The following is a 14,945-nucleotide window of genomic DNA, read 5'->3' as shown; positions in this document are numbered from 1 at the left end:
ACGCCCAGGCGTGGTCAGCGCTTTGAAGACCTCATGCGCCGCGTGGGCGCCGAGGCAGCTGCAGCTACTCCGTCTCGCCCGGCGTCAGCTTCGGATTGATCTTCACCGTCTCCTGCTTGTACGGTCGACCCGCAGCCAGTGCCGCTTCAAGCTGTTTGTCATATCCGTAGATGTCGTTGAAGAAATGCATCGTCCCATCTTCGTCGGCATTGGCGGTCAGGTAGGTGATGTTTACCGTCAGCGTCGTCTTCAGTCCCACCTGCTTGTTATCCTGCGGCTCGCCGCCGTCCGCCGGACCGTACATCGCCTCGTGAATCGAGTCGTCGTCCCAGTCTCCCTGCCCATCCAACACCCAGTCCGCCATCTTCTCGGCGTCATTCAATCGAATGCATCCGTGCGAGCGATCGCGACGTGACAGGTTGAACAAATTCATCTCCGGTGTCGAGTGCATGTACACGTCGTACTCGTTCGGGAACATGAACTTCACCAGGCCCAGGGAATTTTTCGGCCCAGGTTTCTGCCGAACCATGTAGCGTCCGTGCACAAGATCGTTAACTGTCCATCCAGTCACCGGCGATCCATTGCCTGTCGTCACTTCGTAGTTGTTTTTCTCCATGTAGGCCGCGCCACCCGAGTCCAGATGTTTCACCAGCTCTTTCTTGATGATCGAAATCGGCAAATTCCAGTACGGCCGAAAGATCATATATCGCATGGTGCGCACAAACATCGGCGTGTCATGGTTGCCCTCCGCCTCGCCGTCTACCACCCTCATGGTGAACGCCAGATTGTGGTCCTCGTCATAGGCACGCACAAGGAACTCCGGCAGGTTGACCATCACGCGTGCCTGTTGAAAGTTGTCCGGCAACCACCGCCAGCGCTCCAGCGAATCATCGATCTGCTGCACCCGCCGGCTCATCGGCACGTTCAGCGCGTCGATCGTGCCTTGCCCCAGCTTGCCATCGTCGCTCAGCCCGCTGCGCTCCTGGTAGTGCTTTACTGCGGCAACGAAAGTCGCGTCATAGCTTGCCGGAGCCGGTGCACCCGTCGGCGCATCGCCCTCCAACTGCAGCCTCGCCCACAGCGCGGGGAGCGCCGGATAACTTCCGCCTTTCGCCACAGGCTTGTCGACACCAGGTAGCGGAGCGGAGGGATTCGCACTCTGCTGCTGCGCCAGCTGCAGATACTTTTCCAACGCCTGCTCGGTCTTCTGATACATCGCGTTCTGCGGCTCGAGCTTCGCTACCGCATCGTTGACCTCATTCGCATTAGCGTCGACGAACTCATCATCAATCAAACTCGCAATGTCGAACTTCGCGCGTCTGCTCGGCACATCGATATCGAAGTTCAGCGTCTGCGGATTGACCCGTCCAAGGTGAATGTCCGAGAGATAACGCATCAGCGCGACCGTCATCGCTACATCAAACTGCGCAACCGTCGACTGCGCCTCGTCTGAGTCGTCGTGTTTCTTCCGAATCTCTTCTAACTGCTGCACACGCTGCGCCCAGCGGTCCGCATCGTAGTCCGCTGGGTTCAGCCCCTTCTGTGCAGCATTGGAGAACATCTGCATCAGTGCTTCAGCCGATGGCGTAGGCTTGCCATCGCGAGTCCAGGCAAGCTCGTAGTTGCGCCCGTCATAGTACTGCTGCACCTGCGGCTGAAACTCCGAGTAATTCGGCCACCGCAAAATCTTCAGAGTGCCTGCATCCACCACGGATGAGATGGCGTCCGCGTAGTCAGTCGTATTCTCCTTCGACTTCGCGCGGCGATGGTGGAACTTCGCCCACAGCGCCTTCACGCCGCCGCGGCAGCCGCTGAGTGGAAGAAGAGAAGCCAACAGAAGAACAGCAAGCAGGGAGCAGATCGTACGACGCGTCATCAGCAGAGTGCAGCCTCTCGAGTGTCAGAAACAGCGTATATGGGCTGTCAATCGTAGGATGCTCAAAATTCCCCGCGAACAAAGTCGGATATCCGCATCAAAGCGTCAGCCCGGCCAGGCTGGTCCAGCAGAGCGCCGCCTGCGTCACCAGGATCGCGATGGTAAGCACGACGAACATCCTGCGCTGCCGGCTCTCCAGAATGTCGGCGAACACGCCGCCTATGAACGTGAAAAGAAACGGCAGCGCCCACACCCACGGTGCGCTGACGACCTGCGTCGTGTACAGCACAAACAGCACCAGCGTCATCACCAGCGGCGTGGTATTGCCGAAATACCGGCTCGGCCGGCTGCTGAAGTACACCACCAGCGCCACAGCGGCCGCCACCAGGATCCCTGCGTTGACGTGCGACGTACAAAAACTCCGCAGCGCCGTCGTCGTGAACCAGAACCGCGCGCTCCCGCCCGTAAAGACGTACATAAACGCCGATGGTCGAAAGCTGAACGACGCGAAAAGAATCACGAACGCGCCAATCGCCGCATAGATCATGATTTGCGAGACGTAACTCCGCCGCCGCTCGGCAAGGTAAAACAAAAACGCCAGCCCCGCGATAAAGCCGACGATCGCCGCCAGCAGATGCGCCGCCGCTGTCAGTCCAAGCGCCGTGGCCAGCAAGAATATCCGCGGCTTCCATTTGTTCTGCGGCCCCTGCAGGGCATGCGCCACCCCAATCGCCGTGTACACCAGCCCATACAGTCCCCACAGCGCAAGAATCTCGTTGTTCGGGTGCGTCGCGTACCGGACCACATCCGGGCACAACACATACAGCGCGAGCGCTACCTCTCCGCCCTCATTCCCGAACAGTCGCCGCGCGACCCACCACAGCCCGCCGCCCAGCCACACCGCAAACAGCACAAACGGTAACCGGATCAGGTACTTCACATAGCTCAGCTCGTGCCGCGCCTCCCACGTCGTCCCGTTCAGCGATCCTTCCGCATACAACCGGTTCTCCGGCTTGCGCAGGTGGTCGACCCCCAGCAGAACCATTCGCTGCGCACTCAGCGGGAATCCAGCCAGCCGGTAGGCCAGCGTGCCGTCGCCATTCAGGTTGCCGCACGTCGTGAAGTAGCCCTGGATCGGCGAGGGCCGTTCCCACATCTCACGTCCGCACCGCGCATAGCGGTAGTCATTGGCGTCCAGCGGCTGGTGCGCGATGGTGTACAGGCACTCAGCAAAAAGCAATAAAAGAAGAACGGCCGCGACGCGTTGCGCCCGGCCGAGCACAAATGCTCGAACTCTCACCTCTCTAGGGTACAGGTTGCTCCGCGGCTCCTGGTCGGTCCGCGCCTGTAGGCTAAAGGGATGGATTCGCTCAACTTCACGCCGGGCAAGGCCCACCTCAAATCGAACTCCCGCGTGGTCCCGTGGGCCGTCATCTTTGAGGACGAGGGCGCTGCCGGATACCTCTACGCCTTCGACCGCTCCGAGCCCACAGAAGAGCGGGCCATCCTCGACGCCATGCTCATCTACAACGTGCGCTCGCTCGAGGAGCCGACCCGCGAGCGTCTCGCCGCCGTGCAGTGGTCCCGCGACGGCATGCAGGCCGCCTTCTACATCGACGGCACACCGCAGGCTTTCATCGACTTCGCCGCGCGCCAAAGCTTCTGCCGCTCCAACTTTCCCAACTTCATGGAGCAGGCCGGCGATACCTGGCGCAAAGCCTCACACGCCTGGGATGAAGAGAAGATCAAGAGCTTCGAAGGGTCGCTCTACCACTGACGAAACCCACGCATAGAAAAACCTCCGAGGGCCGTTAACCCACTTCGCATTTGGCTGCGGGTCGGCACGGCTGCCGGAGGCGTTGTTTTTTGGCCCGGTGAAAGGCGGCTTTAGTCCCAGTCCTCGTCCTTCTCAGGGTGCCAGCGAAGAGTCATGAGACACGGCGATAAAACCATGAGGATAAAGACGGCGGCGATCAGTAGGCTGTGCATTGCGGCTCCGGCGTGCGAGAACGAGCGATGCCTAGACTCTCGCGGCAGGAGCCGAGGACGATACCCCACGAAGGTGGAATCACACGAACGGAAGCCGCAGCGCAATCGCTTGTCTTGGGAATTTCACCTGCTGATGCAGGGCGTTCCACACAGAAATGTAGGGATTTACCAGTTCTTTAGGTCCTTCCGAGCGAACTCAAAACCTTCACGCGCGCAGTAATTTCGACCCTCTGCACGGACGAATGCCTCGAACGGGCAACTGAGAGAGTCGGGGCACTGCACCCCAAACGCAGCAGAGCCTTACCCTCTACTGCCTACTCTCTACCTCTGCTTTATTGGTGCCGAAGAAAGGACTCGAACCTTCACACCCTTGCGAGTACATGGACCTGAACCATGCGCGTCTGCCAATTCCGCCACTTCGGCTCACTTGAAGCAAATGCCCACCCGCATCTGCCAGCGTGAAATGCTAGTGTTTCAAACGTATCCCCCTCTGTCAATTCACGGCCGCCCCGAGTAAACTGTGCCAACGCATTCGCGTCTGTTCAGGGTGAGTTTGCGAACGCTGAAAAGGGGAGTATCGTCGCGCCCATGAGTGAGCCCTCGACGGCCGTCTCTTCGACCGCATCGTCCCAGCAGATTCCTGAAGAGCTTGCGCTGGAAATTCGGCGCATGGCACACGATCTCTCCAACGCCCTCGAAATCATCGTTCAAACCAGCTATCTGCTCAGCATGGCCGAGCTCAAGGAACCTGCCTCCGACTGGCTCCGCATGCTCGAATCCGGCGTCAACAAAGCCCTCGAGCTCAACCTCCAGCTCCGCGGCTACATCAAGCAACACACGCCGAAGTAGGGAAGGCAGATTTCGAAAGCGCCACCCTCGCAGAGGAGATCGGCGGCGCTTTTGAAGGGGCACGGCTTCAGCCGTGCCATTGAAGCCTGAACAGGGAAAAGGGGGCTTTAGCCCCTGAGGGAGCGACCGGCTCTACTCATTCGCCGCAATCGCCGCGACAATCTCATCCATCACCTTGCGATCATCCGACCCGCTCGGCGCATGATCATCCACAAAGATCGAGAAGATCACCTGCTTGCCGCTCGCCGTATCCACATAGCCTGACAGCGCCCGGCTCTCGCCCAGCGTCCCTGTCTTCGCAAACAGATGATCCTTCAGCGGCGGGTCAGGGAAGCGCGACGCCAGCGTTCCATCCTCACCCCCCACCGGCAGCGCCTCCTTCCACTGCGCAAACCACGGCTGCTTCGCCGCATACGCCAGCAGTTGTGCCGTCGCCCGCGGCGTCACGAGGTCATGCCCACTCAACCCCGACCCGTCATAGAACACAAAATCACCGCCATCCAGTCCCGCGTTCAGCAGAAACTGCCGCACCACACGCGCGCCCTGTGCGGTCGATCCCTTCCCGCACCACGCCGTCCGTCCCAGCCTGTGCAGCAGCAACTCAGCGTGCAGATTCTGGCTAACCTTCAGCGTCAGAGTTACATCGCTCACCAGCGGCGCTGACGTATGCGTCGCCAAATCCGACACGCCCTTGCCCGGAGGAGGCTCGTAGAGGCAGCTTCCAGCACAGATTGCTCCGGGCTCTCCTGATCGCATCGCCTCACAGGGTGTCGCTGGCGCATCCACGATGCTCAGGAACCCGCGTCCATCCTGCGGCTGGAAATGCGTCACCGCAGCCTCACCACGCACCTCGATCCCGCGTTGCAACAGCATCTGCTTCAGCGCCATCGCCGCATACAACGCAGGATCGTCGATGCTCACATGCTCCACATCCGGCTGCGCATCGACAGCCATCTCTCCATACACCCGCAGCACGCGGCTTCCCGCCGTCCGCTCCACATTCACGTGACTGCCTGTGCCTGCCGGTGTCACTTGCAGTTCCGAATTCACCGTGTAATACGGCACGCCATTCTGCTCCAGCGTTACCGTGCCCGGCGTATACCGCTCATGCCCCTTCGGCCCGGTTGCCGCGCCCGGCGTCATCGTCAGTTTCAGCTCGTTATCCGCGATCGTGAGAGCACTGACCGGCGCGCCATAGCCCCACACCAAGTCGCCGACGTCCCACGACTCCGGAAATGGCTCATGCACAAACGCCGTGTCATCACCAACGATCCGCCCTGTGACCCGCTTCACGCCCTTCGCCACAAGTTGATCCGCCATTGCGCGCAGATCATCCAGCCCAACCCCTTGCGGCTGTGGCCCTTTCGGCCGCAGCGACGGCGGAACATACGGCAGGTCATCGCTCGCCAGGTTCGCATCGCCGGCACCCACAATCGTCAGATCGCCCTTCACCGTTCCGTGCGAATCCAGATCTCCGACGATATTCGTCGTCACCGTCGCATCCGGCCCTAGCAGCGCCATCGCCGCGGCGGTCGTAAACAACTTCGCATTCGACGCCGGCCGGAACAGCTTGCCCTCATCCAGCCCATAAATCGGTGTCCCGTCCATCGCCGTTACCGCGATGCCCCAGTGCGCGCGGCTCACACCCGGATCCGCCAGCAGTGCATTAATCTGCGCGCCCAGCGGACTCGCCGCCCCACCCGGAAACACTACATGCGCCGGCGCTTGTGCGGGTGTCTCTGCAGTCTGCGCAGCCGCGCCGCAATTCCACACCATCACAGCCCACAACGGCGCACAGACAAATCCGCGCATCCTCATTCGCATGCAACGCAGTCTACGTGAGAGCTCTTTCTGTTGCTCTCGCAATCGCGATATTCATCTACCGCAAATTTCCTTGGAACCCGGTTGACAACTCACTCGTCCAATGTGTCTACAATGTCGCGAATGTCGCTTGCCGCACGTCCGTTGTACCGCTGGCAGCTCCGCACCAAAACTCTGGAGCTCGGCAGTCGCACGTTCCTGATGGCCATCATCAATCTCACCCCGGACAGCTTCTCCGGCGACGGCTTCGGCTACCGCCCGGACGAGCAGGCAATCGCCGCCGCGATCCAGGCACACGACAACGGCGCCGACATCGTCGACCTCGGCGCAGAATCCACCCGCCCCGGCGCCACTCCGCTCTCCGCCACCGAGGAGCAGGCACGACTCCTGCCCGTGCTCGAAGGCCTCCTGCGCGAGCGCCCGCACGCCGTCGTCTCCATCGACACCTATCACGCCTCCACCGCGCGCGCCGCCATCCGCGCCGGCGCCGAAATCATCAACGACGTCTCCGGCCTCGAGTGGGACACCGACATGGCGCGCACCATCGCCGGCGCCGGCTGTGGCCTCGTGCTCATGCACGCGCGCGGCCGTCCGCCGCAGTGGAAGCTACAGACGCGCCTTCCGGCGTCCAAGGTGCTGCCCATCGTCTTCTCAGGTTTGTGCGAGCGCCTTACACTCGCCGAGGCCTCAGGTTTGCCCAGCGACAGCATCCTCATCGACCCTGGCTTCGGCTTCGGCAAAGTCGACGACGAAAATCTCGTCCTGCTCGCCGGTCTGCCTCGTCTCCACGAGCTTGGCCGCCCGCTGCTCGTCGGCCTCTCGCGCAAGGGCTTCATCGGCAAGGCCGTTCGCCACGTCCAAAGCACCGAGCTTCCCGTCATCGAGGCGCGCCGCGTCGGCACCATCGCCGCCAACGTCGCCGCAATTCTCGCTGGCGCGCACGTGCTCCGCGTGCACGAACTCCAGGCCGCACGCGAAGCTGCCGCCATCGCCGATGCTTTGCTCGATGTTGAGGAGCCAAGCATGCGCAAAGTCGTCGGCTACGACGCCTGAAGTCAACCATCAAAGAAAAGAGCAGGGCACAGGCCCCGCTCCCATCAGCTGGTCATTTCTTCGTTGCAATGGAGTCCGTGCAGATCGGCGCGAAGCGCGTCCGCTCCATGCAATGGTCAGACTGTCATGACCTCTTTTTCCTTCGTCTTGAACAGCTCTTCGATCCGCTTGATCGCCGCGTCCGTCATCTGCTGAATCTCATCGTTCGCGCGCTTCTCATCATCGGCCGAGATGGTCTTGTCCTTCATCGCCTTCTTCACCGTGTCGTTGCCGTCGCGGCGAATATTCCGAATCGAAGTCTTGTGATCTTCGAGCACGCCCGCTAGGTGCTTCACCGTGTCCTTGCGTCGCTCCTCCGTCATCGGCGGGATGGGCACGCGGATGACCTTTCCATCGTTGTTCGGATTGAACCCTTGGTTCGACGCACGAATCGCCTTCTCGATCGCTCCCACAATCGACTTGTCCCACGGCTCCACCGTGATCAACTGTGCCTCCGGCGTCTTCAGCGTTGCCACCTGCGACAGCGGCACCTCCGACCCGTACTGCTCCACCCGGATGCTGTCCAGCATGTGGATCGAAGCACGTCCCGTCCGGACGCTCACCAGGTTGTTGCGGAAGTCTTCTACAGCTTTATCCATCCGTGTCTTCAGCCCTGCGGAGAGCCCCTTCAGCGCCTCGATTCCAGCCATACCTGTTGCCATCGCTTCTTCCGCCTCCTGCCGTACATTGGCGATTCTAAACGCACTTTGGGCTGCCGTTTGGCACCGCGGCCAAAGTCCTCTGAAATCACTTCGCTACGACCTTTGGTGTAGCTCAAACCGATACCTTAGTGGGCAAATGCGAATTGACGCTGGCCATCCCGCGCCCGTATTCTGACATCACGTATTCAAGGCAGCAGAGATGCCTGCCCTGAGCGCAGGGTGGTCGTGTCGCAAGCCCCCAAACGAATGTTTTGACGTCACGGGCCACAGGTCCGAGGCAGAAAAAGGATCGACTATGAAGAAAGCCATCCTTTCTGTTGCACTTGCGATCCCCCTGATCGTAGCTCTACCCGCGCGCGCTCAGAGCGGCTGCGAGGATTCCCCTGAGAATCCTACCCTTGTGCTTGCAGGTCTCGCCGGCGGCGTCTTTGCCGTCTCCTCACTGCGTATGCGCCTCCGCGCCCGTCGCGCCCCCAAACAAAAGTAATTTCCCGGTCACACCCAGTCCTGCCTCACCCCAGGTGTCTGCTGCTCCTGTAATCTGGGCACAGCTTGCTTGCGTCCTTAACAGACCGCGCGCCATCCCCTGATTCCAGAACTCTGAGGCCCCCTGCCATCGCGGGCCTGGCCTGTCTTGCCGCCGTCGCCGGCCTGCTCACCATCTTCAGCTCCGTCCGGATGCTCTGGACCATCTGGCGCACCGACGACCTCAAGTCCATGGGCATGGTCGTCCCCGTCGTCTGCGCCGCTCTCATCCTGCGCGAGTGGCGTCGCCTCGGCTGGGAGACCCAGGGCACCTGGTGGGGCTTTGGCGTCCTCGCCATCTCCGCCGCGCTCATGTTCCTGCGCGACCAGACGCTTTTCATCATCACCATCAACAAGGACTGGCTGCTCCAGATCCCGCCCCTGCCGCTCGTCGCCGTGGTCTACGCCGCGGGCATGGTGCTCCTCTTCGGAGGCAAGCGCCTCCTCCGCGCCGCATGGTTTCCCGTGCTGCTCATGTGGGCGGTCATTCCCGTCCCGCAAACCTTCAGCCGCTTCATCGACCTCCCGCTCCAGCACGCCGCCGCCTCCGTCGCCCGCGCCTTCGCCCACGCGCTCGGCCAGCAGCTCACTCAGGACAAGCTGCGCCTCATGTTCACGCCCGAGTTCGGCATGTTCATCGCGCCCGGCTGCAACGGCATCCGCGGCTCCATCACCCTCGGTCTGGCAGCGATCGTGGTTGCCTATCTCTACCGCTTCCGCTGGTTCGTCTTCGCTCCTGTCGTCGTTGGCGCCGTGCTTCTCGGCTACCTCTTCAACTTCCTTCGTCTCTGCCTTCTCGTCATCTACTACAAGCTCGCGCTCGGTCATGACTGGTGGCAGAACCACGCGCGCCAGGCCGACCTCGTCATCGGCGGCTGCCTCTTCGTGCTCGCGCTGGTCATCTTCTTCGCTGTCGCTGAGCGCCTGCGCCGTGATCCTGAAGACGTCCTCCCCGCGCAGCAATCCAGCCAGCCCACTCCGCGCCGCGCGCGTCCTTATCTCGCTCGAGTCGCCGCCGTCCTCGCGCTCTCCGCCATCTTCGGCATCGAAGCCATCCACGCGCTCCGCGCCGAAGCAGCCTACGAGGCCAGCCGCCCCACACCCGCCGGCCTTCCGCAGCGCATCGGCGACTACACGCTCGTCCGCACCTGGACCGACACCACGCTCGAGCGCACCGTCGTCTACATCTGGGGCGAGTACGCCCTGCCCAACTCGCAGTCACCCCATATCGATCTCGGCATCTCGCCGCAACTCGGCGTCCATGATGCCGAGGTCTGTCACATCGCCCGCGGCGAAGATCCCGCCTGGCACGGCCAGATCGTCACCGGCTCACCCGATGGCCACATCGATCTCACCGCGGCCGCCTACAACAACGGCGTCACCCAGCGCCTCGAAGCCTCCACGGTTTGCGATGCCGGAGCCTGCCGCCAGTACTCCGAGACCACGCAGCACGTCACGCTCGTCTACGCCCGCCCGCATCGCGAAATCCCCATGCAGGCCGACCGCACGCGCCCCGTCCCCGTGCTGCTCAAGGTCGAATCGCTCGACGTTCTCTCTCCGACCTCGGTCGTTGAGCCACAGCTTGCAGCGGCGCTCCAGGCCTTTCTCGCCCAGGCCAACCTCGTCCAGATCACCGCGCCCTACGCCGCTCGCTGAAACAAAACTCCCGCGCCGAGGCCTCTCCTCACGCCGCCTGCCTTGGCGTACCTTCGCGCATCTTTGCGCCCTTTGCGTCAAAAGTTTTCTCTCCAAACCACCGAAACGGCTCGAAACTCACCGCTGGAACCACTCCCGCCGCTCGCTCTCCCGTCGCCAAGTCGCCTATAATCAAATCTCCCGCAGAGACCATGCAGGACAGAACATTTTTTTGAAGGTGTAACCCGGAGCCAAGAACAGTTTGTGCCGTTCTCCCATCAGGAAATGGCGTTCGATGGTTTGCTCAGGTCCACAATCTCAGGAAAAATGATCAAGAGCTAAACAGCAGTGAGGGTGTGGTTATCTTTACCGGAATCCGAGTGAGCGCAAGCTCCCTGAAGTGTTCGTCCCAGCCTGTGCGCACGCGCTCGAGCCGCTTTGGTCTCCGCTGCTCGGTCCTGCTTTCATTGCTTCTCCTATTGGCCGCCGTCAGCGCGCCGCCTCTCCATGCGCAGGTTCAGGCCCGTCCCCAGTTCCAGGCCGCGCCGTCCACGCCGCAGATCCTCTGCCCCACTGAGGTCATCGGCAACCGCCGCATCCCCAAAGAGTCCATCCTCGCCCGCACCTATCTCCAGCCCGGCGATGTCTACGACCCCGCAGCGGTCGAGCAGACCTTCAACGCCCTGTGGAACACCGGCTACTTCGAGGACGTCCGCATCGAACGCGTCGACGAGCCCAAGTGCATCCAGCTCCTGATCTACGTTCGCGAGAAACCCACCATCCGGGCCATCAACTACACCGGCCTCAATTCCTTCTCCGTCTCCGACGCCCTCGACCGCTTCAAGAAGGAAAAGGTCAGCGTCACCGTCGAGAGCCAGTTCGACTGGACCAAGGTCAAGCACGCCGAAGTCGTCCTCAAGGAGATGCTCGGTGAGCATGGCCATCAGTACGCCATCATCCGCACCGAGATAAAGACGATCCCACCCGCGTCGGTCGAGCTCACCTTCCACATCAAGGAAGGCCCCACCGTCAAGGTCGGCAGGATCGCCTTCACCGGCAATAAGAACCTCAGCTCCCGCGAGCTACGCTCCGCGATGCACTTCTCCAAGCCCATCGGGATTCCGCACTCCATCTTTCTCGAGAACATCTTCCCGCGCACCTTCGACGCCTCCAAGCTCGACGAAGACGCTGAACTCGTCCGCGAGGATTACCGCCAGCACGGCTACGCCAAGGCCAACACCGGCGATCCGCAGACGAACGTCCGCAACGCCGGCGGCATCAACCCCTTCACCCTCCGCCCCTCCAAGGGCAAGCGCGTCGACATCCTTATCCCTGTCGAAGAAGGTGAGCGCTACCGCCTCGGCCACATCACGTTCTCTGGCAACAAGGCCATCACGAACACCCGCGCCCTCCGCGCGCAGTTCCCCTTGAAGGACGGCGATTGGTTCAACGGCAAGCTCTTTTATAAGGGCACAGAAAACCTGAAGAAGGCTTACGGCAGCCAGGGCTACATCGACTTTACCGGCGTGCCCAACCCCACCTTCGATGAGGCGCACCACATCATCAACATGAATATCGAGTGCGACGAGGGCAAGCAGTTCTACATCTCGCGCATCGAGTTCACCGGCAACACCCTCACCCGCGACAAGGTCATCCGCCGCGAGCTAATGATGGAGGAAGGCCAGGTCTACAACTCCCAGGCCGTCGACCTCTCGCTCCTGCGCCTGAACCAGCTCAACTACTTCGACACCCTCAAGTCCGACCAGGACGTCGAGACTCACCAGAACTCCGACGCCGGCACCGTCGATCTCCTCATCAAGCTCAAGGAGAAGGGCAAGAACTCCATCGGCCTCAACGGCGGCATCAGCGGCCTCTCAGGCTCCTTCATCGGCCTCAACTACGAGACCAACAACTTCCTCGGCCTCGGCGAGACCCTTTCCGTCCAGGCCAACATCGGCGACCTCTCGCGCAACCTCAGCTTCGGCTTCACCGAGCCCTACCTGCGCAACAAGCCCGTCTCTCTCGGCATCCAGGTCTTCGACTCCAAGCTCGACTACAACCCCGCCAAGAGCTACGCCATCAGCGGTCAGGCCCAGAACCTCTCGAACGCCGAGCAGTCGCTACTGACCAACTACAACCAGTCCACCGAAGGTCTGAACGTCTCGACCTCCACCGCGCTGCGCAAGCTCTTCCGCCGTTCCGGCGTCGCGCGCGTCGGTCTCACCTACGGCCTCAGCCGTTCCGGCATCACCACCTTCAACGACAACACCCGGAACGTCTTCGAGACCCTTGCCTTCCGCGCGGGCATCGCCGGCCAGAACCAGCTCAACGGCATCATCAGCTCCGTCCTCACGCCCAGCTTCAGCTTCTCCACGCTCGATCGCGCCGTCGGCCCGCATCGCGGCAAGGACCTCAACGCCGCCTTCCAGTTCGCCGGCGTCGGCGGCAACACCAAGTACTTCGCGCCCACCATCTCCTGGCGCCAGTTCTTCCCAATGAAGGGCCTCAGGGTCAACCCCGAAGGCCGCAACATCCTTGGCTACCGCATCAATTTCAACGAGGTCACCGGCTTCGGCGGCGAGGTCGCGCCTCCCTTCGCGCGCGTCTACGGCGGCGGCGAAAACGACATCCGCGGCTTCGACATCCGCTCCGCCTCGCCCTATACCTTCATCCCCACGCGCGTGATGCTCAACCTCACCAACCCCGACGGCTCGCTGGTCCCGACCAATCCGTCGCTCCCGACGCTCCCCAACCACGTGGAGATCCCTCTGCCCGTCTATCGCCTCGCCTCCATCGGCGGCGATACCAACCTGACGACGAACCTCGAGTACCGCATTCCCATCGTCGCCCAGGTCAGCTTCAACATCTTCACGGACTTCGGCCTGACCTTCAATACGCAGCCGGCTCAGCTTCGCCAGAGCGTGCTCGGCATCTCTGCCCTCAACGCTCCGCTCTACGGCTGCCCGCATCTGGACCTCGGTACCGGCAACTGCATCGGTGGCACCCAGGTCAACTTCCCGCTCTACCTCAAGACTGTGCCCGGAACCAACATCGTCCCGCGCATGTCCAACGGCGCCGAGATCTCCTTCGTCCTGCCCATCGTCAACGCGCCCTTCCGCATCTTCTACGCCTACAACCCGCTGCGCCTCTACAAAGACATCCCGCAGGCGACGGCTCTTGCCGGGTGCCCGTCCAACAACGACTGCCCTGCGTTCAAGGCTCTCTTCCCGTTCCAGGATGCTCCCGGCGCCTCCGCCTACACCTATCAGCAGGCTATCCAGTTCTACGGCGCCGACTACATCCTCCGCGAGCCCCGCAAGACCTTCCGCTTCACCGTCGCGACCACCTTCTAACTCCCACCCCATACACAAAAGGCCGGCGCCCAGCCGGCCTTTCTCTTTATCCTCTACCCTCTACCCTCTACTCTCTGCTTTCCCTCACTGCACACTCGGCGCGCCCACCATCGCCGCGTTCACCAGCTCCTGCACAAACTGAATGTGGATGTGAATATGCCTTGCCACATCCGGCAGAAACTCCGCCACCAGCGCGCCTGCGGGATCGCTCGCAATCCCAATCGCCACGCGCCTCGCCGTCGCCGACCCGTACGTCTGGATTCCCGGCACATACAAGTTCGACAGCTCCGCGCTGATCGGGTACGTCAGTAGCGTTGCGAAATTCGGCATCGCCCGCCCATCGTCATGCCGAGCCACATACGTATGCGCGATCGCATGCCAGATCCGCCGCTTCACACTCGCCGTCGGCATCCGGTGATAGCGCGGGTCCTGGTGCACCAGCGACGGAATCGCGTACGTCTGAAAGAACTCGCCCTGCGCGTCCTCCACCAGCCCATATCCCGTCAGCTTCGCGAACCCCGTAAACCCCGCCCCATACGGCGAGTGTGCGTTCGTCGCCACCGCAATCGCCGAGTACCCCGCAATCGTCACGAAGTTGAACGGATCCATAAAGTCCCGCAACGCCAGGATGCCTTTCTGGTGCGACGTCAGCGGCGGCACATTCACCGCCGTCACAAACGGCGAAATCGGATTCTCCGGAAGACACGGCGGCGGCCCCTGCAGCGGCATCTTCTCCTTCGGGTAGTCGCTGTCCCTGCACCGCCGCAGCCGCGCCGCCTGCGCAATCGCCGCATCCTCAGGCCGCACATTCCCGTCCGACGAAGACACCTGCACCTGGCTGTCCTGTCCCCGCTCCTTGTCTGTCGCCTGGCTCATCCGTGCGCTCGGCGCATCGGGCAGGTCGTCACTCGCGCGCGCCCCGGCCGTCTGCCCACCCGCGGCCGCGCTCACGCCCAGCAACGCGGCGAGCACCACCCACAGCGCGTCACACCGCCGCCTCGTCTCCACGCCTCTCGTCTGGTCGCGTCTCAGCTTTTCCCCCAGCCCCGCGTGTGAACGCTCGCGCATACATCCTGCCCTGTACGGCCACACGCTGGCCGCATAGCGCCTCTTCCATGGACGGGAAAACGCTCCCGCAGGCTT

At 62.1% G+C, this 14,945-nt stretch carries 11 protein-coding genes and 1 tRNA gene; 6 read left to right on the top strand and 6 right to left on the bottom strand.

What is annotated here, in order from left to right; all coding sequences use genetic code 11:
• Positions 1–64: 64 nt before the first annotated feature.
• Both VGU25_01515 and VGU25_01510 read right to left on the bottom strand, forming a co-directional pair.
• Positions 65–1,876 (bottom strand): L,D-transpeptidase family protein, encoded by a 1,812-nt coding sequence (locus VGU25_01515; protein ID HEV2575862.1) that lies wholly within the window; start codon positions 1,874–1,876, stop codon positions 65–67.
• A 97-nt stretch (positions 1,877–1,973) separates the two neighbouring features.
• Positions 1,974–3,176, bottom strand: coding sequence for a hypothetical protein (locus VGU25_01510; protein HEV2575861.1), 1,203 nt, complete (start codon positions 3,174–3,176; stop codon positions 1,974–1,976).
• 60 nt (positions 3,177–3,236) lie between these two features.
• Here VGU25_01510 and VGU25_01505 point away from each other — a divergent pair, with 60 nt between their 5' ends.
• Positions 3,237–3,653, top strand: a complete 417-nt coding sequence (locus VGU25_01505) for a DUF2251 domain-containing protein (protein HEV2575860.1) — start codon at positions 3,237–3,239, stop codon at positions 3,651–3,653.
• 548 nt (positions 3,654–4,201) lie between these two features.
• Here VGU25_01505 and VGU25_01500 read toward each other — a convergent pair.
• A tRNA-Leu gene (locus tag VGU25_01500) sits at positions 4,202–4,288 on the bottom strand.
• A gap of 165 nt (positions 4,289–4,453) precedes the next feature.
• Between VGU25_01500 and VGU25_01495 the strand changes: the two genes are divergently transcribed.
• The gene (locus tag VGU25_01495) at positions 4,454–4,714 is read left to right on the top strand and encodes a hypothetical protein (protein HEV2575859.1); all 261 of its coding nucleotides are present in this window, start codon (positions 4,454–4,456) and stop codon (positions 4,712–4,714) included.
• 132 nt (positions 4,715–4,846) lie between these two features.
• Here VGU25_01495 and dacB read toward each other — a convergent pair whose 3' ends face one another.
• Positions 4,847–6,526: a D-alanyl-D-alanine carboxypeptidase/D-alanyl-D-alanine-endopeptidase gene (dacB, locus tag VGU25_01490; protein ID HEV2575858.1), complete on the bottom strand. Its 1,680-nt coding sequence runs from the start codon at positions 6,524–6,526 to the stop codon at positions 4,847–4,849.
• Between the two features lie 132 nt (positions 6,527–6,658).
• On the opposite strand from dacB, the gene folP reads away from it, so the two are divergent.
• Positions 6,659–7,588, top strand: a complete 930-nt coding sequence (gene folP / locus VGU25_01485; GenBank protein HEV2575857.1) for a dihydropteroate synthase — start codon at positions 6,659–6,661, stop codon at positions 7,586–7,588.
• A gap of 116 nt (positions 7,589–7,704) precedes the next feature.
• Here the strand turns inward: folP and frr are convergent, their stop codons facing one another.
• Positions 7,705–8,289, bottom strand: coding sequence for a ribosome recycling factor (gene frr, locus VGU25_01480; protein ID HEV2575856.1), 585 nt, complete (start codon positions 8,287–8,289; stop codon positions 7,705–7,707).
• 199 nt (positions 8,290–8,488) lie between these two features.
• Here frr and VGU25_01475 point away from each other — a divergent pair, with 199 nt between their 5' ends.
• The 3 genes from VGU25_01475 (at position 8,489) to bamA (ending at position 13,802) form a co-directional block, all read left to right on the top strand.
• Positions 8,489–8,776, top strand: coding sequence for a PExPT-CTERM protein (locus tag VGU25_01475; GenBank protein HEV2575855.1), 288 nt, complete (start codon positions 8,489–8,491; stop codon positions 8,774–8,776).
• Positions 8,777–8,841: 65 nt separating this feature from the next.
• Positions 8,842–10,470 (top strand): exosortase J, encoded by a 1,629-nt coding sequence (gene xrtJ / locus VGU25_01470; GenBank protein HEV2575854.1) that lies wholly within the window; start codon positions 8,842–8,844, stop codon positions 10,468–10,470.
• A gap of 359 nt (positions 10,471–10,829) precedes the next feature.
• Positions 10,830–13,802, top strand: coding sequence for an outer membrane protein assembly factor BamA (gene bamA, locus VGU25_01465; protein ID HEV2575853.1), 2,973 nt, complete (start codon positions 10,830–10,832; stop codon positions 13,800–13,802).
• A gap of 84 nt (positions 13,803–13,886) precedes the next feature.
• Here bamA and VGU25_01460 read toward each other — a convergent pair whose 3' ends face one another.
• Positions 13,887–14,870, bottom strand: coding sequence for a hypothetical protein (locus tag VGU25_01460; protein HEV2575852.1), 984 nt, complete (start codon positions 14,868–14,870; stop codon positions 13,887–13,889).
• Positions 14,871–14,945 lie beyond the last annotated feature (75 nt).

Source organism: Acidobacteriaceae bacterium, assembly GCA_035944135.1.
Classification (GTDB): Bacteria; Acidobacteriota; Terriglobia; order Terriglobales; family Acidobacteriaceae; genus Granulicella.
Note: the sequence above shows the minus strand (reverse complement) of the source record. Positions and strands in the feature narration are given on the sequence as shown.

Coding starts and splice junctions, on each gene's coding strand:
- VGU25_01515 (HEV2575862.1), bottom strand. CDS start 1,876: ATGACGCGTCGTACGATCTGCTCCCTGCTTGCTGTTCTTCTGTTGGCT.
- VGU25_01505 (HEV2575860.1), top strand. CDS start 3,237: ATGGATTCGCTCAACTTCACGCCGGGCAAGGCCCACCTCAAATCGAAC.
- VGU25_01495 (HEV2575859.1), top strand. CDS start 4,454: ATGAGTGAGCCCTCGACGGCCGTCTCTTCGACCGCATCGTCCCAGCAG.
- dacB (HEV2575858.1), bottom strand. CDS start 6,526: ATGCGCGGATTTGTCTGTGCGCCGTTGTGGGCTGTGATGGTGTGGAAT.
- folP (HEV2575857.1), top strand. CDS start 6,659: ATGTCGCTTGCCGCACGTCCGTTGTACCGCTGGCAGCTCCGCACCAAA.
- frr (HEV2575856.1), bottom strand. CDS start 8,289: ATGGCAACAGGTATGGCTGGAATCGAGGCGCTGAAGGGGCTCTCCGCA.
- VGU25_01475 (HEV2575855.1), top strand. CDS start 8,489: ATGCCTGCCCTGAGCGCAGGGTGGTCGTGTCGCAAGCCCCCAAACGAA.
- VGU25_01460 (HEV2575852.1), bottom strand. CDS start 14,870: ATGCGCGAGCGTTCACACGCGGGGCTGGGGGAAAAGCTGAGACGCGAC.